The sequence below is a fragment of the Arthrobacter sp. 2MCAF15 genome, assembly GCF_052115605.1.
In the GTDB taxonomy this organism is placed as follows: Bacteria; Actinomycetota; Actinomycetes; order Actinomycetales; family Micrococcaceae; genus Arthrobacter.
Genome location: NZ_JBFRGZ010000003.1, coordinates 451,579 through 478,248, shown reverse-complemented (window position 1 = coordinate 478,248; position 26,670 = coordinate 451,579). Strand labels below are relative to the sequence as shown.

Sequence of the window (26,670 nt, the reverse complement as noted above, 5' to 3'; positions counted from 1 at the left end):
GACACGAATGATGAGGACGCCCCCTTGACGCCAGATCCTTCCATTGCCGAGACACCGGCTGCCGCATCGCCGCAGTCCGCAGCGGTACAGACCGCATCGATGCCGACCGTATCGACGCAGTCCGCATCGCCGCAGTCGCCGAAGTTCCCGCGGGGAGCCCTCCTGATCCTCGCCGCGGCGGGCTTCACCGCCGTCACCACCGAGCTCCTGCCGTCCGGTTTGCTGCCGCAGATCAGCCGCGACCTGGGCGTGGAGGAATCAGCCGTGGGCTCCCTGACGGCCGCCTACGCCGCCGTCATCGTGTTCACCGCACTTCCCCTGTCCAGGCTGCTTGGCGGCCGGGTTCCCCGCAAAACCCTGCTGATCGCTACCGTGCTCACGTTCGCCGTCAGCAACGTGCTGCTGGCCTGCAGCCCGGTCCTGGGCCTGGCCATTGCCGCGCGGCTTCTCGGCGGCGTGGCCCACGGGATGCTGTGGTCAAACATGGCCCCGTATGTGGCGCGGATCGTTCCGGCGCACTCGGTCGGCAAGGCAATGGCCATCGTCTTCAGCGGCAACAGCATCGCCCTGGCCGTCGGTGCCCCGATCGGCACGGCAATGGGCACAGTGCTGACCTGGCGTGACTCGTTCCTTGTCCTGGCAGGGGTCGGGGCTATCCTCGCGTTGCTGGCGATGTGGTTGCTTCCGGCCGCTCCGGAGAGCGGCGGGAATGTCACGCCCTCGCTTCGCGGAGCCCTCAAGTTGCCGGGCGTGGTAGCCGTGGCCACCGCCTGGCCGCTCCTGCTCCTGGGACACTTCACGCTGTTCACATACATTGCCCCGTTCCTCCAAAGCATTGGCCTGCCGGGTGCCTTCACGGGAATTTCCCTCTCCGTGGTGGGGGTCGCCAGCCTGGTGGGCATCTGGATCGCGGGTCTGACGGCGGATTCCCGTCCGCGGCGCTCCCTGCTGTGCGCGGTTGCCCTGCTCGTCGGCGCCTTCGGCCTTTTGCCCGTGCTGGGCGGCAGTTGGGCGGGCGAACTCGCGCTGGTGACGCTGTGGGGAGCCGCATTCGGGGCCATCGGCATCTACAACCAGGCAGCGATCCTCCGGGCCGGTGGGGAGCACAAAGACGCGGCCAACGGCCTGACGGTCGTGACGATTCAGCTGGGCATCGCCGTCGGCGCCGGGTACGGCGCCCTGGCCCTGACCACCGTCGGTGCCCAGTTCGTGCCGCTGGCCGCGGCGGTCCCGACGGCGGCGGCCCTCGTGATCATCCTGGCCAGCCGGCGCGGCGGCTACCCCGCCGGTCCCCGCGAGCTGAGGGCCGCGGACCGTCCTTCATAAACCCGGTGAATCGGCGCCGGACCGGGACAGGCCAGCGCGCCGGCACATGGGGTCGGGACTAGGGCCCTAGCACTTGACCTCGGCGCGGACGTCGCGGATCGCGGCCTCGACGTTGGAGGCTTCGTCCCGGAGGGAATCGGCTGCCTGGGTCAAGGTGGCGTTGTCAGGTACGGCCGCGACGGCGGCATTGAACTTGGCCTCGGCGGCCTTGACGGCATCCGCCCGTTGTTGCGCGAGGTTCGCGGTCTCCTTTTCGAGATCCGCGTAGGTCTTCGCGACTTGCTCTTGTGCCGCGCGGACCTGATCGACCGTGGCGTCAGGCTTCAGCGTGTTCTTGAAATTTGCCAGGGCCGCGGCATGGGCATCCACGGCGGCGCAGAGCTGCGAGACACTCGCGGGCGGGCTCGACACGGCCGAAGTGGGGCTGGACGTGCCAGCCGGCGGGTTTGCGGGGCTGCAGCCCGTGAGCAGTGCGACGGCGGCGCCAAGCGCGATTGTTCCGACGAGTATTGCATGCGGTCTGGACATTGGAAGTTCCTCTCCAGCTGGGCTGGCCCCCGAGCATCCGAGCACCGGAGAGCATTTCCATCCTGTGCCCTGGCGCGGTCGCGGGGCCTCATCCGCCGGGGGTGAAATGACAGGGTGAATTGAGGTCTGAAATGGGTGGACGCGCCGCACCGGGCGGCAGGGGCCAAAGGTCTCTTTTGGGTCCGGGCGAACGCGGGTATTAATAGGTTTGCCACGGCGGACGGGTCCTCCGCGACTGGTGTTGGAGCCGGGGCGGGCGGTCCAGGGCGGTTCGTTGGAACTTCCCTGGGCCGCTGCGGAACCGCGGGGGTTGAGCCAGGCTCCGCGGGCGCCGCAGCGTTCCCGGCAAGATGAGTGGTGCCGCGATTTCCGCCCGGACGTATGCTGTTTTCATCGGTTCAGCAGTGAGCTGCGTGCTTTGATCTCGAGCGTGGAACATGACCCAAGGAACTGCAGGAGAGGGCCGGCCGGATCGGCATGACTCCTTCTGGGAGCTGCACTTCAACGACCCGGATATCGGTGCCTTCCTCAGCGCCGCCGTGGGTGAGTTCGTCCACGACATCGACGGTCCCGCCCGCGGGATCAGCTGGGCCATCACTCTGCTCGGGTCCGGGGAGGCCCTCACCCTTACGGCCGGCAGCGCACCGGCGCGGGCCGCGGACGAGGCGCAGCGCTCCTTCGACGACGGCCCGGCCCGCACGGCTGTCCGCGGCGGTGAATTTGTCTCCGTGGGCGACACTTCCCTCGAGCGCCGATGGCCCGGGTATGCCAGCGCCGCCGCGGCTTTCGGTGTCCGGTCGGTCCTGTCTGTGCCGCTGGTCCCCGAAGCGGTCTTCCAGGCTTCCGTGAATCTGTATGCGCCGTGGCCGCATCTGTTCACCAGCGCAGACATCACGGCAGCGGCTCGACTGGCCCGGCACGTGTCCCGCGCACTGCTTCTGGTCCAGCAGTTGGCCCTGAGGTCCGGAAGCGGTGCCGATCTCTCCTCGGCCCAACTCTCCCGGGCGCTGGCCGGCCTGGCGATGCGGACGCTCGTGCGGGAGTATGGATTTACTGAAGAGGGAGCCCTCGACTATCTCCGAAGCGTCGCGGGCGGCGCCACAGGCGAAGCGTCCGGAGGCTCCCGCGGGACAGTCGGCGCTACCCGGGAAGCGGTTGGCGTGACGCGGGAAACCGGCCGCGCCACGCGGGAACCCGGCGGCGGCACGGTCCATGTGCTCGTGCCGGATTCGGTCCAAGGCCCGAGAGAGCCCCCGCCCGGCCCCTATGCCCCGGCGCCACACGCCGGGGACGCACCTCCTGCCCGTCGACGGCGGCGGAGGACGGAAACCCCGGCCTAGGCGGCGCTGGCGTCGTCTGTCCGGTGGGCGTGGTCCGGGCGGAGGGTCTTCAGGGCGCCGGCCCACGCAACCACCTGGTCAAACAGGATCTGCAGTTTCTGCTCCGCGGACTCAGTCGGGACGAAGGCGCGGTAGTGCACGAATTCCGTGGCCAAAGGCAGGGCGACCTGCGCCCGGACATCTGCCATCTGCAGTTCTGCGGCAACTCCGCGGAAGTGCTCGACGGCGCGGATCCCGCCGCTGCTGCCATAGCTGACAAACCCGGCGGCCTTGTTGTTCCACTCCTTGTAGAGGTAGTCCACGGCGTTTTTCAGCGCCCCGGGGATCGAGTGGTTGTACTCGCCGGTGACGAAGATGTAGCCATCGAATCCGTCGACAGCCTCGGACCAGGCCTTCGTGTGCCCGAGGCTGTACCGGCCCAGGGATGGCGGCAGCGGCTCGTCGAGCAGCGGCAGGTCGAAATCGGCGACGTCGAGGACGTCAAAGGTGGCATCGCCGCGCTCTGACGCCCGTGACTTGACCCAGTCGGCGACCGGCTTTCCGAGGCGTCCGGGCCGGGTGCTCCCGAGCACGATTGCAATGCGGATCATGGCGGACTCCCTTCCGGATGGTGTATCTGCCTACAATCAGAACAACAATCCGGACGCCCCGAAACTTCCGCACCCGCGGCCCCCGGCCCTGACTCAGTAGGCCCCGTCTGAACCGGCCCTCAGCGGCCCAGTCGGTCCGCCACGTAGCGAAGCTGCTTCACCCAGTGATGTTCCTGCCCGCCTTCATGGTTGTTGAAACGGTAGACCTCCATGGCTTTCGCCGGGACAGCCTGCGGGGCTGCCGCGCCGGCTCCCGTGCCATAGGCGTTGAAGGCGGCGAAGACGGTGGACGGCGGGCAGACATCGTCCATCTGCGCCACCGAGAACAGCGCCGGCGCCGTGGCGCGCCGGCCCAGGTGCACGCCGTCGAAGTAGTTCAGCACGGCAAGGGCGGGCTCGTAGCGGTCGCGGTGGCGGCCCAGGAAGGCTGCGATTTCCGGGTAAGGGCCGCGCGGGGTGATGTCGATGGCACGGGCGAAGTCCTGCAGGAAAGGCACGTCCGCCAGGGTACACAAGATGCCGTCCAGGCGCGCGGCCGCCAGTCCGGCGGCCGCGATGGCCAGGCCGCCGCCCTGGCTCACGCCCGACAGGATCACCTTGGTGGCATCCACCTCGGGATGAGCCTGCGCGGCCTCGATGGCCCGGAAGGCGTCAACGAAGACGCGGCGGTAGTAGTAGTCCTCCCGGGCGGAAATCCCGCGCGTCATCAGCCCGGCGTAGGCAACGTCGCCGGCCGACGGGTGCGGATCCGCGGTTTCTCCGAGGCTGCCGCCGTAGCCCTGGCCGCGGGTGTCCATGATGAAGTGCGCGTACCCCGCCTGCGCCCACCTCGTGTCCTGCTGGACCAGGCCGCGGCCGCCGGAATAGCCGGCGAACTGCACCACCACGGGCAAAGGGTGGCCGGTGATCCGGTTCGCCGGCAGGTGCAGCCAGCCCTTGATCCGGGCTCCGCCGAATCCCGCGAACGAGACATCGAAACTGTCAATGACGCTGAGGTGGTTCTCCACCGGTGCGTAGACATCGTCCAGCGGGAAGTCCCGGGCTTCGGCAAGGGTCCGGTCCCAGAACTCGTCGAAGTCTTCGGGTTCGACGGCGGCCGAGGTGTACGTGCGCAGCTGATCCAGCGTCAGGTCAAAGAGGGGCATGAGGTCTCCGGGGGAGTGAGGCGGGCTGTCAGTAGGTGATCCTACGTCCGATATTCGAATCAGCCGAGCACCACCGGGAAAATTCTCGCCGACGCGCAACAAGAAACCCAGACATTGGACATCCCATCTCCTGTACGCTTGAATCAGGAGTGGCCATGTCCGGCTGCGGCCAGAAGGAGAGAGTCATGAGCATAGAATCCCGCGTTGTGTCGCCGGCCCGTTTCAGCGCTCAAATCAGGTCCCATGTGCTGCAAACGCGCATCATGGACCTCATCCTGGAACAGGGTCTGGACGTCGGTGACGCCATGCCCACCGAGACTGAACTTTCTGCCGTGCTCGGCGTCGGGCGCAACACTGTGCGGGAGTCCTTGAAGGTCCTCCAGGCGCTCGGCGTGATCGAGATCCGCCACGGCTTCGGCATGTTTGTCGCCCCCAACAACTTCAGCGCGCTGACCGACGGCTTGGCCTTCCGGGGACGGCTGTCCCTCCGGCACCGGGGTGAGGAAGCGATGGAGCTCATTGACGTGCGGCAGGCGCTGGAATCCGGCCTGATTGGATCTGCCATCGACCTCATGACAGAGGAGCACCTCAGTGATCTCCGCAGCACCCTGGAACAGATGGAAACAGCCGGGGACGCCGGGCAGGCCTTTGCCGAACTGGACGCGGAATTCCACCGTGGACTCTATGCACCCCTGAATAACGAGCTGCTGATCGATCTCATGGATGTCTTCTGGAAGGTCTACCGGCAGATCCACCAGGCCCTTGGAACGGGTCCGGTGGACCTGCCGGAACTGGCCCGTGTCCACCGGGAAATTTATGAGGCCGTTGCGGACAAGGACAAGACGCTGGCCTCCGAACGCCTGCAGCGCCACTTCGACGGCATCCGCCAAAAACTCAAGGACGTCGCCGCCCGCTAGGCAGGCCGCCGCGGGCGAGCCGCCACGCACCACGCCAGACCCACAGAAAGCGCCTCCCGTGATGGAAATTTTTGTAGTACCCAACGCTGAAGGAACCGGGGCCGTCGCCGCCGGAATCCTGGCCGCCGTCGTCCGCAACAGGCCCGACGCCGTCCTGGGCCTGGCCACCGGCGGCTCACCGCTGCCGGTGTACGAGGCCCTCGCCGGCCACCGGCTGGACATGTCCGGTATTCGCGGATTCGCCCTGGATGAGTACGTGGGGCTGCCGGCCGGCCATCCGCAGAGCTACGCGGAGGTAGTGCGGAGGGAAGTGACGGAACGGCTGCTCCTAGACCCGGCCAACGTCTTCATTCCCGACGGCGGCTCGGAAAATCCCGAAGCGGCGGCGCGGGACTACGACCAGGCGATTGCGCGGGCGGGCGGGATCGACGTGCAGATCCTCGGGATCGGGCACAACGGGCACCTGGCCTTCAACGAACCCGGCTCACCGCTTGATTCCCGTACCCGGGTTGAGGTGCTCACAGAGCGTACCCGGCAGGCGAACTCCCGCTATTTCGACAGCGGCGAAGAGGTCCCCGAGCGGTGCATCACCCAGGGCCTGGGAACCATCCTTGAAGCGCGGCAACTGCTGCTGGTGGTCAACGGGGCGGACAAGGCCGAGATCCTCCGCGAAGCGCTTGCCGGACCCGTTTCGCCGGCGTGCCCTGCTTCGGTACTGCAGCTGCACGGGCACGTGACGGTGGTCGCGGACGAGGCTGCTGCCGCCCGGCTCGCAGCCCTCCCGGCAGGATCAGTCCACGGGACCGGAGCAGTCAAAGTGCGTGCCGGAGCAGCCGCCGGCTGAACCCGTGCCCTGACCGGCCCTGACCGGCCCTGACCGGCCCTGACCAGCCCTGACCGGCCCTGACCGGTGCTCGTGCGCGGCTCAGGCGGGGGCGGCCAGGACCCGCCCGCCGCGCAGGACGGTCACCAGCTCGAAGCCCGGTCCGACCGCGACGATGTCGGCGCGCATTCCCGCCCGGAGGCCGCCGACCTCGGATTCCAGGCCCAGGATGCGGGCGGGGACCAAGGTCGCGGCCAGGACGGCGTCGGCGGGACTCACGCCAGCCGCGATCGTGGTGCGGACAACGTCCAGCAGGGTCGCCGTGCCCCCGGCGAGGGCGCCGCTGCTCCTCAGGGTGGCCACGCCGTCGAGCACCACCACCTCCGAGGGGCCGAGTTCGTAATCGCCGTCGGGCAGCCCGGTGGCCGCCATGGAGTCCGTCACCAGCGCGATGCCCCCGGCCCCGACCAGATCAAAGACCATCCGGACCGTCTCTGGATCGAGGTGGACGCCATCGCCGATCAGCTCGACCGCCACGGTGCCCGCGGCCGACATCCGCAGGCATGCGGCGACCGGCCCGGGACTGCGGTGGTGCAGGGGCGGCATGCCGTTGAACAGATGGGTGACCGTGGGCCGGGCATGCGGCCCGAAGCCCCTGCCCTCTCCGGCGCTGCCGATCAGCTCCGCGGCCTCCGCCAGCGAGTCAGCCATCAGCCGGGCGTCGGCATCGGTATGGCCCAGCGAGGGGGTGACCCCGTGGTCGGTGAGCACCCGGAGCAATTCACTGGCTCCCGGCAGTTCGGGGGCGTAGGTCATGGTTCGCAGTGCGCCCCCGGCGGCCGCGAGCATCTGCCGGAGCAGCTCAGGATCGGGGTCCCGCAGCCAGAGGGGGTTCTGTGCGCCGCACCGGACGTGGGAGAGGAAGGGCCCCTCGGAATGGATGCCGGCGATCAGCCCCTCGGCCGCCAGGACCTTCAGGACGCCAAGGGAGCGCAGCAGCTCCTCGGCGGAGGCCGTGACCAGGCTGGCGAGCAGGCTGGTGGTCCCGCTGCGGTGCAGGAAGTCCACCGCGTCCCGGCAGGCCCGGTCATCGCCCGTCGGGAACCCGCCGCCCGCGGCGCCATGGCAGTGCAGGTCAACGAGCCCGGGAAGCAGCGAACTCCCGGCCGGCAGCGGGAGCTCCTCCGCGCCCGGGAACTGCGCGGCGTCAAAGCCGCTGTCGGGTCCCGCGTAGGCGATCCGGCCGCCCTGCACCGCCACCACGGAGTCGGCGGTGGCAGTGCCGTCCGCGACGAGGGTGCCGCGCAGGACGTAGGCGGGGGCTTCGCGGGATTCCGGCATCGGGACAGTCCTCAGGAGTGCAGAGCGGCGGCGAACCAGCCGCTGATGGTGGCCGGGTGGGTGATGGCGGTGCCGACGACGACGGCGAACGCGCCGGCGTCGAGCGCCTGGCGGGCCTGGACAGGGGTGTGGATGCGGCCCTCGGCAATGAGCGGCTTGCCGAGACCGGCAGCGGCGATCTTTTCCAGCAGGTCCAGATCGGGGCCGGGAGTCTTGGGGCGTTCACCGGTGTAGCCGGCCAGCGTGGTGCCGATCAGGTCGGCGCCGGCCTCGACGGCGGCTGCGGCGTCCTCAAGGGATCCACAGTCGGCCATGACCAGGGCATGGGAGCCGGCATGGATGCCGGCCACCGTCGCGGCCAGGCTCAGGCCGTCCGGGCGTTGGCGCCGGGTGCCGTCAATGGCCACCACATGCGCCCCGGCGTTGGCCACTGCCAGGGCATGGCGCAGCGTCGGGGTGATGAACACGCCGTCGTGGCCGTCCTTCCAGAGCCCGATCACCGGGACCTCGACGGCGGCGCGGGTGTGCTGGATATCGGCCAGCCCCTGGACCCTAACGGCCGCTGCGCCCCCGATGACGGCCGAAGCCGCGAACTGCGCGGTGGTGCGGGGATCCCGCATCGGTTCGCCGGGGTAGGCCTGGCAGGAAACGATGAGCTGGGAGCGGAGGGATTCGAGGCCCTCGGGAGTCAGGAGCATGGTGCCTGTTTCTGTGGTTCTGGGTGGTTCGCTGTGGTTCTCTGTGGTTCGGTATTCGCGGACAGAAGCGGTCAGTTGAAGACTAGCCTTGCGGCCCCGACGATGGCCGCGGAGTTCGCCAGCGAGGCCCGCAGGACCGGCACACGGACCAGCGGGTCCAGCAGTTCCCGGCGCAGGGCGGCCTTCATGGGTTTCCACCAGAGCTCTCCGGCGTCGGCCAGGCCCCCGGACACCACCAGGACCTCGGGGTCCAGGACGTTGACCAGGCCGCCGGCCGCCTGCCCGGCGGCCTCGGCGGCGGTGTGGACGGCGCGGTTGGCCGCAGGATCGCCGTCGCGGGCCAGCGCGAATACCGCACGGGTGTCCGGTACGGCGGGGGATCCGCCCAGGCGGAGGAATGCCGCGTGGATGCCCGGGCCGGAGGCCGCTGCCTCCACATGGCCCGAGCCCCCGCAGGAACAGGGCAACGCCCCGCCGTCGGCGTACGCGTAAGGGGAGGCGGTGTGGCCGACGTGGCCGCCCACGTACCGGTGGCCGAGGACCGGCCGGCCGGCCAGCACGAAGCTTCCGCCCACACCGGTGCCGAAGGCAACCAGCAAGGAGCTCGCCGTCCCGGCAGCTGCCCCGCGCCAGGACTCGCCGAGCGCATGGGCGTGGACGTCGTTCACGGCGCTGACCGCGCCGGGCGGAAGGCCCAGCCGACGGGACAGGCCTTCGGTCAGCGCGGTCCCGGCCCAGCCGTGGATGGCGTCCGTCGCGGACACCACGACGCCCCGGCCGGCGTCGATCACGCCGGCCGAGCCGACGCCGATGCCGGCGACGGCGAGGCCCTCCGCCTGCGCCCGCGCCCGGAGCCCGGCGACCAGGGCTGCGGTGGCGTCCAGGACCGCCTCGCCGCCGGCGCGGCTGGGGGTCGGGGCGGTTTCCGAAAACAGCAGTTCGCCGTCCTCCGAGACCACCCCGGCCGCCGTCTTGGTGCCGCCAAGATCGACCCCAATAGCGTGGGCCATGTTCCTCCTCCGTCGGGTATCTGCGGGCGTGGTGCCCGGAGCCTAGATCAGGCCGTTGCGTTCGAGGATGACCTTGATGGCCGTGGTTTCGTCCTCATTCAGGGACGGCATGGGCGCGCTCATGGTGTTGGATTCGATGACGCCCATGAGCTGGAGGGCGGTCTTGAAGGCCCCGAGCCCCGCGGCGCCGCCCGAGACCCTGCCGTTGGGGGTGTAGACGATCTCGAAGAGGTCGGCGAGGCGGTCCTGCTCTGCGGCGGCCTTGGCCCAGTCGCCGGCGGCCGCGGCGTCCATGAGGTTCCGGTAGCCGCGGGGGTCCACGTTGCCGAGGCCCGGGACGACGCCCTGCGCCCCGCCGAGGAGGGCGCCGTCGACCACGACCTCGTGGCCGGTGAAGATGTCGAAGTTGGGGATGTCGCGGGCAGCCAGCAGCAGCTGGCGGAAGCCGACGTCGTCACCGGAGGAGTCCTTCACGCCGGCGATCACGCCGTCCCGGCCGAGCCGGACCAGCAGGTCCGTGGGCAGCTTGAAGTGGGTGCGGACCGGGACGTCGTAGGCGAAGATCGGCGTGCTGACGGCGTCGTGGATGGCGCGGAAGTGGGTTTCCGTCTCCTCGGCGTTGCCGATCGCGTAGTACATCGACGTCACGACGATCGCGTCGGCGCCGAGGTCGATCACCTTCCGGGCTTCTTCGATGACGCGGTTGGTGGTCTGTTCGTTGGCGCCGACGATCAGCGGAACGCTCGCTGCGCCAGCAGCAGCATTCTCGGCGGCGATGGTGCTGACGACGAGTTCGCGCTCGGCGTTGCTCAGGTAGGGGACTTCGCCGGAGGAGCCCAGGACGAAGAGCCCGGACACGCCGCCGTCGAGGAGGTGGCGCGTGAGGTTCTTCAGCGAATCGGTGTCGACGCTGCCGTCGGCGTGGCGGGGGGTGACGACCGGGGGAATGACGCCCTGGAATTGGGTAGGCACAGGTAACTCCAATGATGGTTTCTTGAATGCGGAAAAGTGTGGGAATCAGGGGTGCAGCAGGCTGGGAGCGGCGCCGAGCAGTTTCTTCGTGTAGTCGTTGGACGGGTTGTCGAAGACCTGTCCGGCGGGTCCTTCCTCGACGATTTCGCCGAAGTACATGACGCAGATCCGGTCCGAGACGTAACGGACGGTCTGGATATCGTGCGAGATGAACACCATGCCCAGGTTCAGCTGGGTCTTCAGGTCCGCGAGCAGGTTCAGCACCTGTGCCCGCACGGAGACGTCCAGCGCAGACGTGGGCTCGTCCGCCACGATGATGTCCGGGTCCAATGCGAGGGCCCGGGCAATGGCGACACGCTGGCGCTGGCCGCCGGAGACCTGGGAGGGCGTGACCTCGGCGGCGGAGTACGGCAGCCCAACGAGGGCCAGCAGATCCTTGACCTTCGCCGCCCGGGTGGCCGCGGTGCCGATCCCATGGATCTGGAGCGGATCGGTGAGGATGTCCTGGATGGTCATGCGGGGGTTCAGCGCGGTGGACGGGTCCTGGAAAACCACCGAGACGGCGCGGCCGAATTCCTTGCGCAGGGCGGCATTGCGCCTGCCGGCGGGCTTGCCGTGGAACAGGACCTCCCCCGAGGTGGGGGCCTGCAGGCCCACCAGCACCGAGGCCAGGGTGGACTTGCCGCAGCCGGATTCGCCCACGATCCCCACGGTCTCCCCGCGGCTGATAGTGAAGTCCACCCCGTTGACGGCCTTGACGAACGTGGGGCGGAACAGCCCGCCGGTACGGGCCCGGTGGTGGACCTTGACGTTCTTCAGTTCAATCACCGGTTTGCCGGTTGATGTGCTCACTTGGCGTCCTCCTTGAGGTGGCTGGCCCAGTAGTGGTCGCTGTCCGGGTCAAAGGGGGTCAGGACGAGCCGCTGGTCCGGGTCGGCGTCGGGCCGCAGCGAGCGGGCGGCGAACCTGTCGCCGGCGGCGAAATCCCGGGGCGAGGGCACGGTGCCGGGGATCTGGTGCAGCCGGTCGGCGTCGGCCTCGATGGAGAGGACGGCGCCGAGCAGGCCGCGGGTGTATTCGTGCTGGCGGTTCTGCAGCAGCGCGGACGCCTGGGCGGATTCGACCACCTGTCCGGCGTACATCACGGTGATGCGGTGCGCGAGCGAGGCCACCAGGGCCAGATCGTGGCTGACGAACACCATGGCGAAGCCCAGCTGTTCGCGCAGTTCGTTGAGCAGTTCCACCACCTGGTGCTGCACGGTCACATCCAGCGCCGTGGTGGGCTCGTCCGCGACCACGATCCGGGGCGAGCGGGAGAGCGCCATGGCGATCAGGACGCGCTGGCGCTGGCCGCCGGAGAGCTCATGCGGGTAGCTGGCCAGTGTGCGGACGGGATCCAGCTTGACCATTTCCAGGAGCTCCGCGGGGGTCTTGCGGCCGCCGCGGCGGGTGAGCTGCTGCAGCTGGTCCTTGATCTTCATGGAGGGGTTGAGCGAGCTCAGCGCGTCCTGGTACACCATGGCGATCTGCTGGCCGCGGAGCCCCTCGTAGGCTTTGGCGCTGCTGTTGCCGGTGGAGGGGTCCAGCAGTTCCTTGCCGTCGAACGTGATGGAGCCGGAGATCACGGCGGTCTTGGGCAGCAGGCCCACGATGGCCAGCGACGTGATGGACTTGCCGCAGCCGGATTCGCCCACCAGGCCCATCGTTTCGCCTTCGCGGACGCTGAACGAGACGTTGTCCACGATCGCGGTGTCGCCAAAGCGGCCGGGGAAGCGGATGGACAGGTTCTTGACCTCGAGGACTGTGGGGGCGGTGTCCGGGACCTGGGGGAGGCGGTCCGTGCGGCCGGCCTCGACGGCGGTCAGCAGGTTCAGCCCCTCCTCCAGCAGGGCATGGTGGCCGGCGTTCTTGTCCTGGGGGTAGCCGGCCGGGGGGAATCCGGCCTGCGGGAATCCGGCTTCCGGGACCGCATCGCCAGCGGCGGCGCGGACGCCGTCGAGTTCGTGCAGCTCCACCACGGAGCCCTGGGCCACGGACGTGCCGATCTCGGCGTCGACGGCGGCGATGGGGGAGGAGAAGCCGTCGTCGTCCTTCACTACCGGGGCCTTGCGGAGTTTGGGGTTGACCATGGCATCCGTGAGTCCCTCGGCCAGGATGTTCAGGGCGAGCACTGTGAGCAGGATGGTCAGGCCCGCGAAGGTAGTGGCCCACCAGCCGCCGGAGAGGACCAGGTTGCGGCCGTAGGAGATCACGTTGCCCCACGACGGCGCGGGATCCTGGACGCCGGCGCCCAGGAAGGAGAGCGAGGCCTCCAGGATGATCGCGTCCGCGACCATTACCGTGGCGAACACCAGGACGGGAGCCGCGGTGTTGCGGACAATGTGCTTGAGCAGGATGTAGGAGCGGCCGGCGCCGATCACCCGGGCGGCCCGGACATAGTCCTCGCCGTACTGGGAGAGCACGTTGGCGCGCACCACCCGGGCCAGCTGGGGCGTGTAGATCACCGCGATGGCCACGATGATGGTGGGCACGGTGTTGCCGAAGACGGCCAGCAGCACAGCGGCCAGCGCGATGCCCGGGAAAGCCATGAGGATGTCCATGAGGCGCATGATGACCTCGTTGACGCCCTTGCCGGAGGTCGCGGCGAGGGCGCCAAGCACGGCGCCGGCGATCACGGCCAGCGCCACCGCGCCCAGGCCGATCATCAGGGAGGACTGGGCGCCGTAGAGCAGGCGCGAGAAGATATCGCGGCCCAGCCGGTCGGTGCCGAACAGGTTCTCACCGCCCGGAGGGGTCGCCGGAATGAAGGACTCCAGCGGGTCGTGCGGGGCGATGACGGGCGCAAAGACGGCGGCAAGGGTGATGGCCGCAAGGAAGACGAGGGCGAGCCGGGAGCTCCAGGGGAGGGCCTTGAACCGGATCCCCGGGGCGCTGAGGCGTTCAGCGAGTTTGCTGCGCATGGGTCAGACCGTCCTGATTCGGGGGTTGATGAGCAGGTACAGAAGGTCGACGGCGATGTTCACGAGCACGAAGGTCACGGAGATGGTCAGGACCACGCCCTGCACGAGGTTGACGTCGAGGTTGGTGATGCCGTTGAGGATCAGCTGGCCCATGCCGGGCAGGGCAAAGATCATCTCGATCACGACGGCGCCGCCCAGCAGGTAGCCGATCCGCAGTCCCAGCACGGTCACCGGGGTGACCAGGGCGTTGCGGAGGACGTTGCGGGACACGACCTCGCGGTAGGGGACGCCATTGCCGATCGCGGTGCGGACGTAGTCCCGGTCCAGTTCCTCGACCATCGAGGTGCGGACCACCCGGATCAGGGAGGCCGAGACCGGGATGCCGAGGGCCAGGGCCGGGAGCGTCATCGAGTTCAGCCAGCCGCCGAAGCCCGATTCCGGCGTTGCGATGCCGCCGGAGGGGAAGAGCGGGTTGGCGCCGAGGGCGAACCACTGGATGAGCAGGATGCCGAGCCAGAACGAGGGCGTCGCTACCGCGGCGATCGAGAAGACCCGGACCAGCTGGTCGGGCCACTTGTCCCGGTAGAGGGCCCCGGCGATGCCGAACGGGAGCGAGACCGCGACGGCGATCAGCACGCCCAGGAACGTGAGTTGGAGGGTCAGCGGGAAGGCCGCGGCGATCATGTCGGCCACGGACTTCGCCGGCGGGGTGGTGACTCCGAGGTCAAACTGGAGCAGCTTGCCCAGGAACCGGAAATACTGCAGGACCACCGGATCGTTGAGCCCGTTGCTCTGGCGGTACTGTTCCTTGGCTTCCGCGCTGGCTCCGTCGCCGAGGGCGCTGCTCGCCTGGTCACCGGGGGCGGCCTGCAGGACGAGGAACACCAGCAGGGTAATGCCCAGGATCATCAGGGGCAGCGCCGCCAGCCTGCGGCCCAGCAGGCGCAAAATTGTGACCAATGTTGTCTCCGGAATTCGTGGAAGGTTGTCCCGGCCTCAGCCGGCACGGGTGGCAGTGCAGGCCGGTCCGGGCGGGAGGGGGACCCGCCCGGACCAGCGGTTGGCAATACTTAGATTGGCATGCCTCAGGCAGTGCGGCCGACGCCCACGAGGCCGATGCCGGTGGTGGGCAGCGGCTTGAAGCCGCTGAGCTTCTTGGCATCCCACGCGCTGGGCAGCTGCCGGTGGAAGATCGGGTACAGCGGGAGCTCCTCGGATACCAGATCCACAATGTCGCCGGTCAGTTTCTTGGCCTCTGCCGGGGCGGACTGGCCGGCCTTGGCCATGAGGTCCACCAGCGTGGCCCGTTCCGGTGTGGCGGCCCAGTAGGCGCGGCCCTTCATCCACGTGTCGCCGGCGTAGAACCAGCTCAGCAGCAGGTCGGCGTCGTTGCCGAAGACGGACGGGTCGCCCGGGGCGGCGACCACGGAGAAGTCGGCCTTGCCCACGCGGTCGGTGTACAGCGCGCCGGACTGCAGGTTCTTCAGGGTGACCTTGACGCCGGGGATCTTGTTCCAGGATTCCAGCATCAGCGGGGCCACATCCTTGACCCAGGCGGTGTCTGTGGTCAGGAGTTCGAATTCCAGGTTCGTGACGCCGGCCTGCTTCAGCAGGTCCTGGGCCTTGGTGGGGTCGTAGCCGTAGACGTTCTTGGCCTTGACGTAGTCCGGGTGCCCCTCCTGGAAGTAGGAGCTGGAGGCCTTGGCGTTGCCGAACAGCGCCTTCTTGATGATGGAGTCCTTGTCCAGGCCGTAGTGCAGGGCCTGGCGGACCAGCTTGTTGTCGAACGGGGCCTTGGCGCAGTTGAACATCAGGAACAGCATGCCGAAGGACTGGACGGATTCCACGGTGGCCTTGGACTTCAGCCCCTCGATGTCCAGGTAAGGGACGTCCTCGATGGCCTGCACGCGGCCGGACTGCATCGCCGTGACGCGGGCGGCGGCGTCGGAGAGCAGCAGCCAGGTCATGCCCTTGGCCAGGGCGGGCATCGGTCCGTTGTAGTCGGCGTTCGCCTCGAACACGATCTTGTCGTCCTTGACAGCGGAGATCAGCTTGTACGGGCCGGTGCCGACGGGCTTGGCGTCGAAGGCCTTGAGCTGGTCCGAGCCGAGGGGGAAGTTGGCGAGGGCCTTGGGCACGATCTTGACCACGGAGATGCGTGAGGGGAAGGCGGGGAAGGCGTACTTCAGCGAGAACTCGACGGTCTTGGCGTCGACGGCCTTGACGTCCTTGATGAACGGGATGAACTGCGAGAACAGCGACTTGTTGGCCGGGTCCAGGACGCGGGTGAAGGAGAAGACGACGTCCTCGGCGGTGACCGGGGAGCCGTTGTGGAACTTGGCGGCGTCCCGCAGCGTCACCCGGTAGGTGGTGGCGTTGACCATCTTGGGGTCGGCCGCGGCGAGGGCGTTGTACGGTTCGCGGGTGGCGGGGTGCAGCTCCACGAGGCCCTCGTAGACGTGCAGGTTGGCGGCCAGCGGGGTCGCCCCGGAGCTGGAAAGCGGGTCGAAGCCAGTGGACAGGGCGTAGGAGATGCCCGCTTCGATGATGAGGTCCTTGTTGATCGGCGCGGTGTTGGCGGCCGCCGCTCCCGTGGTGGTGCTGGCGGGCCCGCCGCACGCGGCAAGGGACGTGGTGAAAGCCGCGGCAACGCCCAGCGCGCCTGACAGCTTGAGGAAGCTCCGGCGGCTGGCGTCGTTCACCAGCGGCAAGTTCTTTAGTGTCTTGCTCATTATTTGCCTCACCATTCGAGTCTATTTATCGGATGTAGGACGTCCGATGCTTAGAAGAACTGTAAGGGCCATCACACCGGCCCGTCAAGCGGGGCGGCGGAGCCGCGTCAGGGCACCCCGGGAGCCGCGTCGGGGCACCCCGGGGGCCGGGTCCGGGCAGCGTTCCTCGGCGAGCGGGGGGAGACCGCCGCCGGATTCCCCCACCTTTGCCGGGCCATGGCGGCGTGTCCTCCCAGAACGACGGCGCGTCCCGGCGAAATTGCGGCAAAGGTGGGGAAACTCCGCGCAGCCACTAAGCCGGTCATTAAGACGGCGAGGCGAGGACCTCCCGGCTGACCGGCTGGGCTTAACGGCCCAGATCGGCACGGGAGTTCCTCGCCTCGGCCCCACCAAGGAGTTGCGGCTAGCGCAGGACGACTGTTCTGTTGCCCTGGAGGATGACGCGTCCCTCGCAGTGCCAGCGGACGGCGTTGGAGAGCGCCTTGCACTCGGTGTCGCGTCCGGCGGCCACGAGGTCCTCGGACCCGAAGGTGTGGTCTACTTCCACCACCTGCTGGGCGATGATCGGCCCCTCGTCCAGCTCGGCGTTGACGTAGTGGGCGGTGGCGCCGACCGTCTTCACGCCCCGGGCGTGCGCCTGGTGGTAGGGCTTCGCGCCCTTGAAGCTGGGCAGGAAGGAGTGATGGATGTTGATGGCGCGGCCATCCAGCTGGCGGGTGAGGTTGTCGCTGAGGACCTGCATGTAGCGGGCCAGGACCACCAGTTCAACATCCATCCGGTCGATCAGTTCCAGGAGCCGCTGCTCGGCCGCGGGCTTGGTGTCCGGGGTGATGGGCACGTGGAAGAAGGGGATTCCGTGCCATTCGACGGTCCGGCGGTGGTCGGGATGGTTCGAGACGACGCCGACGATCTCGATGGGCAGTTCACCGGTGCGGGACCGGTACAGCAGGTCGTTGAGGCAGTGCTCGAATTTCGAGACCATGATCAGGACCCGCCGTTTGCTGCCGTGCCGTCGCAGGTCCCAGCGCATGCCGAATTTATCGGCGACCGGAACGAAGGCTTCCCGGAGCGTGTCCAGGGTTGTTTGGTCTCCGGCCGACGCGAAGTGGAGCCGCATGAAGAAGTGGCCGTCCAGCTGCGAGTCGAACTGTTTGCTCTCCAGGATGTCGCAGCCCTGATCCAGCAGGAATCCGGACACGGCGTGGACGATCCCGCGCGTTTCCGGGCAGTCCAGGGTCAGGATGTGCTCCACGGTTTCGGTGCTCTGGTTCTCGGCCATGGTCAGCACTCCACGACATTCACGGCGAGGCCTCCGCGGGAGGTTTCTTTGTACTTGGTTTTCATGTCTGCTCCTGTTTCACGCATGGTCTTTATGGCCTTGTCCAGCGAGACTTTGTGGCTGCCGTCCCCGTGCAGGCACAGGCGGGCGGCGTTGATGGCTTTGACGCTGGCAATGGCGTTGCGTTCGATGCAGGGGATCTGCACCAGTCCGCCGACGGGGTCGCAGGTCAGGCCAAGGTTGTGTTCGATCCCGACTTCGGCGGCGTTTTCCACCTGTTCCGGGGTGCCGCCCAGCACTTCGCAGAGCCCCGCCGCAGCCATGGAGCACGCCGATCCGACTTCACCCTGGCAGCCGACCTCTGCTCCGGAGATGGAGGCATTGATCTTGAACAGGATCCCGACGGCGGCCGCGGCCAGCAGGAAGCGCACCACGCCGTCGTCGTCGGCTCCCGGGACGAACTTGACGTAATAGTGCAGCACGGCCGGGACGATTCCGGCGGCGCCGTTGGTGGGGGCCGTGACGATCCGTCCGCCGGCGGCATTCTCCTCGTTGACGGCCAGGGCGAACAAGTTCACCCATTCCATGGCCAGCAGCGGGTCCGCGGGCGCCTGGACCAGGGTGGAGGCCCCGCCACCGCTTCCGGCGCTGGCGGCGGTGGCTGTCAGCGTCCGGAACAGGGAAGGGGCGCGGCGTTTGACGTTCAGCCCGCCGGGAAGGATGCCCTCGGCGGCGCAGCCATTCTCCACGCACTGGCGCATGACCGCCCACAGGTCCAGGAGTTTTTCCCGGAGTTCGGCCTCGCTGCGCCAGACGAGTTCGTTGGCGAGCATGACGTCGGAAATCGACATATTCTCACGGGCGCATATATCGAGGAGCTCGTCGGCTGTGGTGAAGGGGTAGGGGAGCACGGTGTCGTCTGCCACCACGTGGTCAGCGCCCTGGGCGTTGCCGTCGACGACGAAGCCGCCGCCGATCGAGTAGTAGCTGCGTTCCTTCAGCACCGCCCCGGTGTGGTCCAGCGCCCGGAACGTCATGCCGTTGGGGTGGGCCGGCAGCGACTTGCGGCGGTGCAGGACCACGTCCTCGTCCCAGTTGAAGTCCACCCGGTGGTGGCCGGCGAGCCGCAGTTCGGCATCCAGGGCCGCTGCCGCCACCTGGTCATCGGCGGTGCCGGTGTCCACGGTCTCGGGGTCCTGGCCCTGCAGGCCCAGGACCACGGCCTTGTCCGAACCATGCCCCCGCCCGGTCGCCCCGAGCGAGCCGAACAGCTCGGCCTGGATCCGCGCCGTTGAGCTCAGCTGCCCGTCACTTTTCAGCCCGTCGGCGAAGCGTTTTGCTGCCCGCATCGGGCCGACCGTGTGGGAGGAGGACGGCCCGATGCCAACAGAAAACAGATCCAGGACGCTGAGCGCCATCAGGGGACCTCGGGAGTCGCAAATTCGCGCATGGCGTCCAGGAGCCAGCGGCCGAGGAACTCCGCGAAGGATGCCCGCGGGAAGATCCGGTAGGTCTCCTCTGCGGTCTTCCACAGGATCGCCGGGATGCCGCCGATTTCCGTGGACAGGGCCGTTCCGGTCTGGAAGACGCGGGGGTGCAGGTCCAGGGCGCAGCCCTTTTCCAGCGCTGCCCGGGCCCGGGGGCCGGAGAGTTCGAGCGTGGTGCGGTTGGCGGAGAGGTCCACCACCTGGCCCTCGGCGTCACCGAGTGCGTCGGTGAGCGCCCCGGGGAGCTCGCCGCCAAGGCTTTCATGGGATTCCGCCGGTGCCACCAGCAGGAATTCTTCCGGGCCCAGCCACAGCACCGCGGTGCCGCCGCTGCTGCGGACCTGCCCGGAAGCGGCGGGAAGGCCGCCCGTGCGGGTGCCCAGCCGCTCCCCGGCAGCGCCGGCGGGGTCGACCCGGATCCCGGCCATGGTCAGGAACGGCTCCTCGCGCAGTTCCACCGTGCCCGCAACGGAGCCGGCTTCAAAAGCGCTGCGCAGGAGCGCGGCCGGGCTTTTCCGGAGGCTCTGGATCTTCTTGGAATTTTCGAGTGCTGCTGTGTCAGCCATCTTTACGGGCCCCTTCGGAGTCAAAAAGTACGGTTTCTGCGACGACCACGTCCACCAGCTGGTCTCCGGCGGCGGCCACCAGGGTTTCGCCGATGCGGTTGCGCCCGTTCTTGATCAGGGCCAGCGCAAACGACCTGCCCAGCGCGGCGCTGTGGTAGCTCGAGGTCACGAACCCCTGCATGGGCACGGGGCCGTAGGCGGGGTTGACGGTGATGCCCTGCTCCACCAGCTGGGTGCCTTCCGGGAGCCGGATGCTGCCGTCTACGGGGAGGACGCTGACCAGGTGCTTGCGGTCAGCGCGGGCGGCGTCCTTGCGGGCGTAGGAGCGTTTGCCGATGAAGTCCTTGACCTTGGACACCACCCATTCCATCCCGGCGTCCTGCGGGGTGACGGTCCCGTCGGTGTCCTGGCCGACGATCGGGTAGCCCTTTTCAGCCCGCAGCACGTGCATGGTTTCGGTGCCGTACGGGGTGATGTTGAACTCCGCGCCGGCCTCTGCCACGGCTTCCCAGGTTGCCAGCCCGTACCAGGACGGGACGTTGATTTCGTAGGCCAGTTCGCCGGAGAAGGAGATCCGGCAGATCCGGGCCTGCACGCCGGAGGCCAGGGTGGTCTCGCGGAACGTCATGAACGGGAAGGCCTCGGCTTCGAGGCCGCCGTCCGCTGCCAGTTCCGGAGCCACTTTGGCAAGCACGGCGCGGGACTTCGGTCCGACGACGGCGATCGTGGACCACTGCTCCGTGACGGAGGTGCAGTGCACATCCAGCTCCGGCCATTCGGTCTGCAGCCATTCCTCCAGCCAGTCCAGGACCTTGGCCGCGCCGCCGGTGGTGGTGGTCATGAAGAACCGGTCCTCGTCCAGGCGCAACGTGACGCCGTCGTCGAAGATCATCCCGTCCGGGGTGCACATGACGCCGTAGCGGGCCGAGCCCGGTGCCAGTTTCTTGAACGCGTTGGTGTAGATCCGGTTCAGGAACTCGCCCGCGTCCTTGCCCCGGATCTCGATCTTGCCCAGGGTGGTGGCGTCCATGAAGCCCACGGACTCCCGGACCGCTGCGCATTCGCGCAGGACCGCGGTATCCATGTCCTCGCCGTCCTGCGGGTAGTACCAGGGCCGCTTCCACTGGCCGACATCCTCGAACAGCGCACCCTGGGCGGCATGCCACGGGTGGATCGAGGTCAGGCGGGCGGGGTCGAACAGCTCGCCGCGCTGGCGCCCGGCCAGTGCCGCGAACGCCACGGGGGTGAACGGTGCCCGGTACGTGGTGGTCCCGATCTCGCCGATACTCCGTGTGCCATCGGCAGATGCTTCGCCGGCCGTGCGGAGTGCGGCGACGATGACGCCGATCGCGTTCACCCCGGAGGTCTTGCCCTGGTCGTTCGCGGTGCTGATCGAGGTGTAGCGCTTGACGTGTTCCACCGAGCGCATGCCGGCGCCCGTGGAGCGCAGGACGTCGGCCACGGTCTGGTCGCGCTGGAAGTCGACGAAGTGGTGGTGCCACTCCTCCGGGCTGCCCTGCTGTCCGGGTACCAGCCAGAGCTGGCGGGTGGGGGCGGACGCCACCGGTTCGCCGATGGCTGAAGGTGCGACGGCGGACTCGAAGCCGGCGGCGAGGACCGCCGCTGCCCCGGCGGAGATGCCTTCGGCCACGCAGTCGTCCAGGGCGAAACTGCCGCGGCCGGAGCCTGCCACCTGCTGGTTGGGGACCACGCTGTGCGGGACGAAGGCGGCGAGGTCCTCGTCCCAGCGGAGCTTGCCCTGCCGCTGGGAGTGCAGGTGCACCACCGGTGACCAGCCGCCGGAGACGGCAAGCAGGTCGCAGGCGAGCTGTTCGATGCCGGAGGTGAGTTCGCCGGCGTCGTTGATGCTCCGGACGGTGACGCCAAGGAGCCGGCCATCGCCGGACTCGGCGGCGGTGGCATCGGCGACGGCGCTGCCGATCAGCACCCGGGTTCCGGCCGCGGCCGCTGCCGAGGCTGTTTCGCTCAGCTGGGCACGGGCGTCCACGACGGCTTCGACCTTGATGCCGGCGGCGCGGAGGTCCGCGGCCAGGGCGTAGGCGCTGTCGTTCGTGGTGCTGATGACCACCCGGGATCCGGCGGCGACGGCGTAGCGGTTCAGGTAGGTGCGGACCGCGGAGGCGAGCATGATGCCGGGCCGGTCGTTGTTTTCGAATACCAGCGGGCGTTCGTGGGCGCCCGGGGCCAGGATGACCTGGGCGGCGCGGATGTGCCAGATCCGCTGGCGGGACACCCCGGGCGCGGCCGGGGTGAGGAGGTGGTCCGTCCGGTTCTGGGCCGCGATGACGTAGTTGGAGTCATAGGAGCCGAAGGCGGTGGTGCGGTTCAGCACCGTGCATTCGGCCGCGGAGATCAGTTCGGCTTCAACGTTGGCCACCCAGTCCAGGGCGGGCTGTCCTTCGATGCTCTCGGCGAGGGCTGCATCGGTGGAGCCGGACAGCAGCGAGCCGCCGAGCTCGGGCTGGTCGTCAAGGAGAATGACCCGGGCGCCGGCGCGGACGGCCTGCCGTGCGGCGGCCAGGCCGGCGGGGCCGCCGCCGACCACGAGGACGTCGGTGTGGACGTACTTCTTGTCGTACTCGGCGTGGTCCTCGGCCGGGTCCAGCTTTCCGAGCCCGTTGAGGTATTCCGCGCTGAGGCCGTCCACGAGGGACACGGTGGTGGCGGGGAGCATGGATTCGGCCACGTGGCCCGGGAACCGGGCGGCGACCTTGACCAGGGCGTTGGATTCCTCGACGCCGGCGGACATGATGCCGCGGGCCCGGTCCTCGTAGAGGGAGTTGCCCGCCGTTAGCCGGCCGGTGGCCAGCAGCGCGGAGGCGAGGGTGTCGCCGGGGTGGCCCGTGTACTCCCGGCCATCCAGGGTGAAGCGCCAGGTGACGCTGCGGTCGATGCGTCCGCCGGTGCTAAGGCGCGCGGACTGCGGCTGAGCGCTCATTTGATTGCTCCTTCCGGGGAGACGGGGCTGGTGACGGTGGGGGCTGTCGTCCCCGTGGCTGGGCGCATTTGGCCCATCGGGTAGACCGCGTGGATGTCGTAGGTGTTCGTGTCGCGGAGCATGTTGAACCATTGCCGGCAGCCCGTGCTGTGCAGCCAGCGCTCAGCGAAGGCGCCCTTGGTGTTGTCGCGGTAGAACAGGTACTCGGCCCATTCGCGGTCCGTGAGCTCTGCCGGATTTTCGGGGTAGGCCACGTGGGCCTGGCCGCCGTAGTGGAATTCGGTCTCGTCGCGAGGACCGCAGTTGGGGCAGGGAATCAGGAGCATGTCCGCACCTCTTTCTAGTGGGCAGGTTGTCTAGTGGGCAACGGCAGCGGCGCCGTGTTCATCGATCAGGGCGCCGGTTTCGAAGCGCTCGAGGGCGAAGGGCTGGTTGAGTTTGTGCGGTGTTCCGGTGGCGATGGTGTGCGCGAAGGTCAGCCCGGCCGCCGGTGTGCCCTTGAATCCGCCGGTTCCCCAGCCGCAGTTGACGAACATGTTTTCCACCGGGGTGGTGCCCACGATCGGGGAGGCATCCAGGGTGGTGTCCACGATCCCGCCCCAGGTCCGGAGCACGTGGGCCCTGGCGAAGATTGGGAAGAGCTCGACGGCGGCGGCCATCTGCTGCTCGATCACGTGGAAGGATCCGCGCTGGCCGTAGCCGTTGTAGGAGTCCACGCCGGCGCCCATGACCAGTTCGCCTTTGTGCGCCTGGGAGACATAGACGTGGACGTGGTTGGACATGACCACGGTGGGGTGGACGGGCTCGTGGAGTTCGGACACCAGTGCCTGGAGGGGGTGGGACTGGATGGGGAGCCGGAACCCGGCCATTTCGGCCAGCACCGAGCTGTGTCCGGCGGCGCAGAGGCCGACCTTTTCGGTGTTGATGGTGCCGCGGTTGGTCTTGACGCCCACCACACGGTTGCCGTCCTTGACGAAGCCGGTGACTTCGCAGTTCTGGATGATGTCCACGCCGAGCTCATCGCACTTGCGGGCGAACGCCCAGGCGACGTGGTCGTGCTTGGCGATGCCGGCGCGCGGCTGGTAAGTGGCACCCATGACCGGGTAGCGGATGTTGTCGTTGATGTTCAGGATGGGGCAGAGTTCCTTGACCTGCTGCGGGTCCAGCCACTCGGCGTCGACGCCGTTGAGCTTGTTGGCGCCTACGCGGCGGACGCTTTCGCGCACGTCGCCCAGGGTGTGGGCCAGGTTCATGACCCCGCGCTGGCTGAACAGGAAGTCGTATTCGAGTTCCTCCGGCAGGATCTCCCACAACTTCAGGGCGTGCTCGTAGATCGCCGCGCTCTCGTCCCAGAGGTAGTTGGAGCGGATGATGGTGGTGTTCCGGGCCATGTTGCCGCCGGCGAGCCAGCCCTTTTCCAGGATGGCGATGTTGGTCATTCCGTGGTTCTTGGCCAGGTAGTACGCCGTCGCGAGTCCGTGTCCGCCGCCGCCGACGATCACGGCGTCGTAGGAGGACTTGGGCTCGGGATTGCGCCAGAGGAAGTCCGGGTGTTCCGGCAGGTGTTCGGTGGTCATTGTGCTGCTCCAATCAGTTCTGCCTCAAGCCCGGTTGCCGCTGTGCTGGCGCCAAGGTGCGGGTAAAGGGGGAATTGTGCCGCCAGGGCGCTGACCCGGCCGCGCAGTTCGGCGGCCGTTTCGCTGCTGAGTTCGTTCCCGGGCGCCTGTGCGGTGAGGGCGGAGGCGATGATGTCTGCCACCTCCGTGAACTCCGCGGCACCGAAGCCGCGGGTGGCCAGGGCCGGGGTGCCGATCCGCAGGCCGGAGGAGACCATGGGCGGGCGCGGATCGAACGGTACGGCGTTGCGGTTGACGGTGATGCCGATCCGGTGGAGGCGGTCTTCGGCCTGCTGGCCGTTCAGTTCCGAGTTCCGCAGGTCCACCAGGACCAGGTGCACGTCGGTGCCGCCGTTGACCACGGAGATCCCTGCCGCCGCCACGTCGTCCTTCAGGAGCCGGGACGCGAGGATCTTTGCGCCTTCGAGGGTGCGTTCCTGGCGTGCCTTGAATTCGGGGGAGGCGGCGATCTTGAATGCCACGGCCTTGGCCGCCACCACGTGTTCCAGCGGGCCGCCCTGCTGGCCGGGGAACACGGCGCTGTTGATCTTGCGCGCGTATTCCTCCCTGGCCAGGATCACGCCGCCGCGCGGGCCGCCGAGGGTCTTGTGCGTGGTGGTGGTGACGACGTCGGCGTAGGGGACCGGGTTCGGGTGCAGCCCGGCGGCCACCAGGCCGGCGAAGTGGGCCATGTCCACCATGAGGTAGGCGCCCACGAGGTCGGCGATGCGCCGGAACTCCGCGAAGTCCAGCTGCCGGGAGTAGGCGGACCAACCGGCCACGATCATCTTGGGCCGGTGTTCGAGGGCCAGGGCCTCCACCTCGGCCATGTCCACCAGGTGGTTGTGTTCGCTCACGTGGTACGGGACCACGTTGTAGAGCTTGCCGGAGAAGTTGATGCGCATGCCGTGGGTGAGGTGCCCGCCGTGGGCCAGGGCCAGCCCCATGATGGTGTCGCCGGGTTCCAGGAGGGCGAACATGGCGGCGGCGTTGGCCTGGGCGCCGGAGTGGGGCTGCACGTTGGCGTACTCGGCGCCGAACAGGGCCTTGACCCGGTCGATGGCGAGCTGCTCGATCACGTCCACGTGCTCGCAGCCGCCGTAGTAGCGCTTGCCCGGGTAGCCCTCGGCGTACTTGTTGGTCAGCACCGAACCCTGTGCCTCCATAACCCCGGCGGGGGCGAAGTTCTCTGACGCGATCATTTCAAGGGTGGACTGCTGGCGGCTCAGCTCCCTTGCCACGGCCTGTTCGACCTCGGGATCGACTACGGAAAGTCGCTCGTTCAACTGCTCAACCACGTTCGCTCCTTTGAAATACCACTGTTGCAATGACTGATATATCAGTGTGATGACAATGGTATGATTGGGATCACACCAGAGTCAATAGCAGGAAGCCAAGTGGAACCGGGTTTCCGTTTGGAATCCAGAAACGTTGAAATCCAGAAACGGAGCCGAGCCGTGAATGCACTGACCGTCCTGCCGCCCGCAGAGGACGAAGCGCTCTCCCAGGCGGAGGCCGCGTACCGGCAGCTGCGCGACAAGCTGATCATGCTCGAAATCCGGCCGGGCGAACCCATCAATGACGGGCAGCTGGCTGCCGAGCTCGGCTTCGGCCGCACTCCCGTGCGCGAGGCCATCAAGCGGCTGGAAGTGGACCACCTGGTGGTTTCGTACCCGCGCCGGGGAACCTTTGCCACCACCGTGGACTTCACGGAACTGGCCGACGTCTCCGAAATCCGGGAACTGCTGGAGCCGCTGGCGGCGCGCCGGGCGGCAACCAGGGCCAACGCCGCCATGCGCCGCGAGCTGCTGGACGTCGCGAACACCATTGCGGAGCTGGCCCCGAGCCCTGCAGAGTCCAGGGAACTGATGCGCTATGACCTGACAGTGCACCGCCTGATTTACCGGGCCGCGGCCAATCCGCATCTGGAAGACACGCTGATCCGCTAGGGTCGCCGGAATCTTCCGGCGACCCCGCACGCTTCCGGCGACGTGGACGACGGCGGGAGGCCGCGCAGGGCCACGGCTGACCGCCTCGTGCCTGGCGATGCGGAAAATACCTATCGACGCCCGAATGCCGGTCGCGTCAGGTATTTCCCGCGTCGCTAAACGGAATGCGCCTCGGGGCTAGCCGTTTTTCTTCCAGCGCTTCGGCCACTTCACGTTCATCAGAAGCATGCCAAGCAGGAGCCCGTCGACTGTCATGACTCCCGCCATGAAGTAGGCCCAGCCGGCCATCATGGCGTGCCCGCCGCCTGCGGGATCGAAGTGCGCGTGTGTACCAGAATGCCCATGACGATCTCCTGACCTGGCCCCCCAGTCGCTCGATAGTTCCCCAAGTGTGACACCGTGCATCCCCCGAGGGAACCGCAGTGCTGCCCG

22 protein-coding genes and 1 pseudogene are annotated in these 26,670 nt (G+C 68.3%); 5 read left to right on the top strand and 18 right to left on the bottom strand.

What is annotated here, in order from left to right; genetic code table 11:
* Nucleotides 1-99: 99 nt before the first annotated feature.
* Nucleotides 100-1,326: an MFS transporter gene (locus AB4089_RS05860; protein ID WP_441408375.1), complete on the top strand. Its 1,227-nt coding sequence runs from the start codon at nucleotides 100-102 to the stop codon at nucleotides 1,324-1,326.
* 66 nt (nucleotides 1,327-1,392) lie between these two features.
* Here AB4089_RS05860 and AB4089_RS05855 read toward each other — a convergent pair whose 3' ends face one another.
* A complete protein-coding gene (locus tag AB4089_RS05855) occupies nucleotides 1,393-1,854 on the bottom strand; it encodes a hypothetical protein (protein WP_441408339.1) in 462 nt (153 codons plus the stop codon).
* A 437-nt stretch (nucleotides 1,855-2,291) separates the two neighbouring features.
* Here AB4089_RS05855 and AB4089_RS05850 point away from each other — a divergent pair, with 437 nt between their 5' ends.
* Complete coding sequence (locus AB4089_RS05850; RefSeq protein ID WP_441408338.1) at nucleotides 2,292-3,194, top strand: GAF domain-containing protein; 903 nt, start codon at nucleotides 2,292-2,294, stop codon at nucleotides 3,192-3,194.
* Here AB4089_RS05850 and AB4089_RS05845 read toward each other — a convergent pair.
* Both AB4089_RS05845 and AB4089_RS05840 read right to left on the bottom strand, forming a co-directional pair.
* Entirely contained in the window at nucleotides 3,191-3,784 is a 594-nt protein-coding gene (locus tag AB4089_RS05845) for an NADPH-dependent FMN reductase (RefSeq protein ID WP_441408337.1), read from the bottom strand. The two genes, AB4089_RS05850 and AB4089_RS05845, sit on opposite strands and share 4 nt — an antisense overlap.
* 119 nt (nucleotides 3,785-3,903) lie before the next feature.
* Nucleotides 3,904-4,929, bottom strand: coding sequence for an acetylxylan esterase (locus tag AB4089_RS05840; RefSeq protein WP_441408336.1), 1,026 nt, complete (start codon nucleotides 4,927-4,929; stop codon nucleotides 3,904-3,906).
* A gap of 185 nt (nucleotides 4,930-5,114) precedes the next feature.
* Between AB4089_RS05840 and AB4089_RS05835 the strand changes: the two genes are divergently transcribed.
* Nucleotides 5,115-5,846 carry a FadR/GntR family transcriptional regulator gene (locus AB4089_RS05835; protein ID WP_441408335.1) on the top strand — a complete coding sequence of 244 codons (732 nt, stop codon included), beginning with the start codon at nucleotides 5,115-5,117 and terminating at the stop codon, nucleotides 5,844-5,846.
* A gap of 61 nt (nucleotides 5,847-5,907) precedes the next feature.
* Nucleotides 5,908-6,690 (top strand): glucosamine-6-phosphate deaminase, encoded by a 783-nt coding sequence (locus AB4089_RS05830; RefSeq protein ID WP_441408334.1) that lies wholly within the window; start codon nucleotides 5,908-5,910, stop codon nucleotides 6,688-6,690.
* Between the two features lie 81 nt (nucleotides 6,691-6,771).
* On the opposite strand, the gene AB4089_RS05825 is transcribed toward AB4089_RS05830, so the two are convergent.
* From AB4089_RS05825 to glyA, 15 genes are all read right to left on the bottom strand, one after another.
* Entirely contained in the window at nucleotides 6,772-8,010 is a 1,239-nt protein-coding gene (locus AB4089_RS05825; protein WP_441408333.1) for an N-acetylglucosamine-6-phosphate deacetylase, read from the bottom strand.
* Nucleotides 8,011-8,021: 11 nt separating this feature from the next.
* On the bottom strand, nucleotides 8,022-8,708 hold the full coding sequence (locus AB4089_RS05820) for an N-acetylmannosamine-6-phosphate 2-epimerase (RefSeq protein WP_441408332.1): 687 nt from the start codon (nucleotides 8,706-8,708) through the stop codon (nucleotides 8,022-8,024).
* Between the two features lie 71 nt (nucleotides 8,709-8,779).
* Nucleotides 8,780-9,718: an ROK family protein gene (locus AB4089_RS05815; RefSeq protein ID WP_441408331.1), complete on the bottom strand. Its 939-nt coding sequence runs from the start codon at nucleotides 9,716-9,718 to the stop codon at nucleotides 8,780-8,782.
* Between the two features lie 42 nt (nucleotides 9,719-9,760).
* On the bottom strand, nucleotides 9,761-10,690 hold the full coding sequence (locus tag AB4089_RS05810; protein ID WP_441408330.1) for a dihydrodipicolinate synthase family protein: 930 nt from the start codon (nucleotides 10,688-10,690) through the stop codon (nucleotides 9,761-9,763).
* Between the two features lie 45 nt (nucleotides 10,691-10,735).
* Entirely contained in the window at nucleotides 10,736-11,542 is an 807-nt protein-coding gene (locus tag AB4089_RS05805; protein WP_441408329.1) for an ATP-binding cassette domain-containing protein, read from the bottom strand.
* Nucleotides 11,539-13,650: a dipeptide/oligopeptide/nickel ABC transporter permease/ATP-binding protein gene (locus tag AB4089_RS05800; protein ID WP_441408328.1), complete on the bottom strand. Its 2,112-nt coding sequence runs from the start codon at nucleotides 13,648-13,650 to the stop codon at nucleotides 11,539-11,541. The genes AB4089_RS05805 and AB4089_RS05800 overlap by 4 nt, the downstream gene beginning before the upstream one ends.
* Before the next feature lie 3 nt (nucleotides 13,651-13,653).
* Nucleotides 13,654-14,610: an ABC transporter permease gene (locus AB4089_RS05795; RefSeq protein WP_441408327.1), complete on the bottom strand. Its 957-nt coding sequence runs from the start codon at nucleotides 14,608-14,610 to the stop codon at nucleotides 13,654-13,656.
* A gap of 125 nt (nucleotides 14,611-14,735) precedes the next feature.
* Nucleotides 14,736-16,382, bottom strand: a complete 1,647-nt coding sequence (locus tag AB4089_RS05790; protein ID WP_441408326.1) for an ABC transporter substrate-binding protein — start codon at nucleotides 16,380-16,382, stop codon at nucleotides 14,736-14,738.
* Nucleotides 16,383-16,785: 403 nt separating this feature from the next.
* Entirely contained in the window at nucleotides 16,786-17,661 is an 876-nt protein-coding gene (gene purU / locus AB4089_RS05785) for a formyltetrahydrofolate deformylase (protein WP_441408325.1), read from the bottom strand.
* A gap of 2 nt (nucleotides 17,662-17,663) precedes the next feature.
* Nucleotides 17,664-19,079, bottom strand: coding sequence for an L-serine ammonia-lyase (locus AB4089_RS05780; RefSeq protein ID WP_441408324.1), 1,416 nt, complete (start codon nucleotides 19,077-19,079; stop codon nucleotides 17,664-17,666).
* Nucleotides 19,079-19,714 (bottom strand): sarcosine oxidase subunit gamma, encoded by a 636-nt coding sequence (locus tag AB4089_RS05775; protein WP_441408323.1) that lies wholly within the window; start codon nucleotides 19,712-19,714, stop codon nucleotides 19,079-19,081. Before AB4089_RS05775 ends, AB4089_RS05780 begins: the two co-directional genes overlap by 1 nt.
* Nucleotides 19,707-22,673, bottom strand: coding sequence for a 2Fe-2S iron-sulfur cluster-binding protein (locus AB4089_RS05770; protein WP_441408322.1), 2,967 nt, complete (start codon nucleotides 22,671-22,673; stop codon nucleotides 19,707-19,709). Before AB4089_RS05770 ends, AB4089_RS05775 begins: the two co-directional genes overlap by 8 nt.
* Nucleotides 22,670-22,999 (bottom strand): sarcosine oxidase subunit delta, encoded by a 330-nt coding sequence (locus tag AB4089_RS05765; protein WP_441408321.1) that lies wholly within the window; start codon nucleotides 22,997-22,999, stop codon nucleotides 22,670-22,672. The genes AB4089_RS05770 and AB4089_RS05765 overlap by 4 nt, the downstream gene beginning before the upstream one ends.
* A gap of 30 nt (nucleotides 23,000-23,029) precedes the next feature.
* Nucleotides 23,030-24,250, bottom strand: a complete 1,221-nt coding sequence (locus AB4089_RS05760) for a sarcosine oxidase subunit beta family protein (protein WP_441408320.1) — start codon at nucleotides 24,248-24,250, stop codon at nucleotides 23,030-23,032.
* Complete coding sequence (gene glyA, locus AB4089_RS05755; protein WP_441408319.1) at nucleotides 24,247-25,587, bottom strand: serine hydroxymethyltransferase; 1,341 nt, start codon at nucleotides 25,585-25,587, stop codon at nucleotides 24,247-24,249. Before glyA ends, AB4089_RS05760 begins: the two co-directional genes overlap by 4 nt.
* Before the next feature lie 159 nt (nucleotides 25,588-25,746).
* Between glyA and AB4089_RS05750 the strand changes: the two are divergent.
* Nucleotides 25,747-26,235 (top strand): annotated as a pseudogene (locus AB4089_RS05750) (GntR family transcriptional regulator); the annotation flags it as partial.
* Nucleotides 26,236-26,670: the final 435 nt, after the last annotated feature.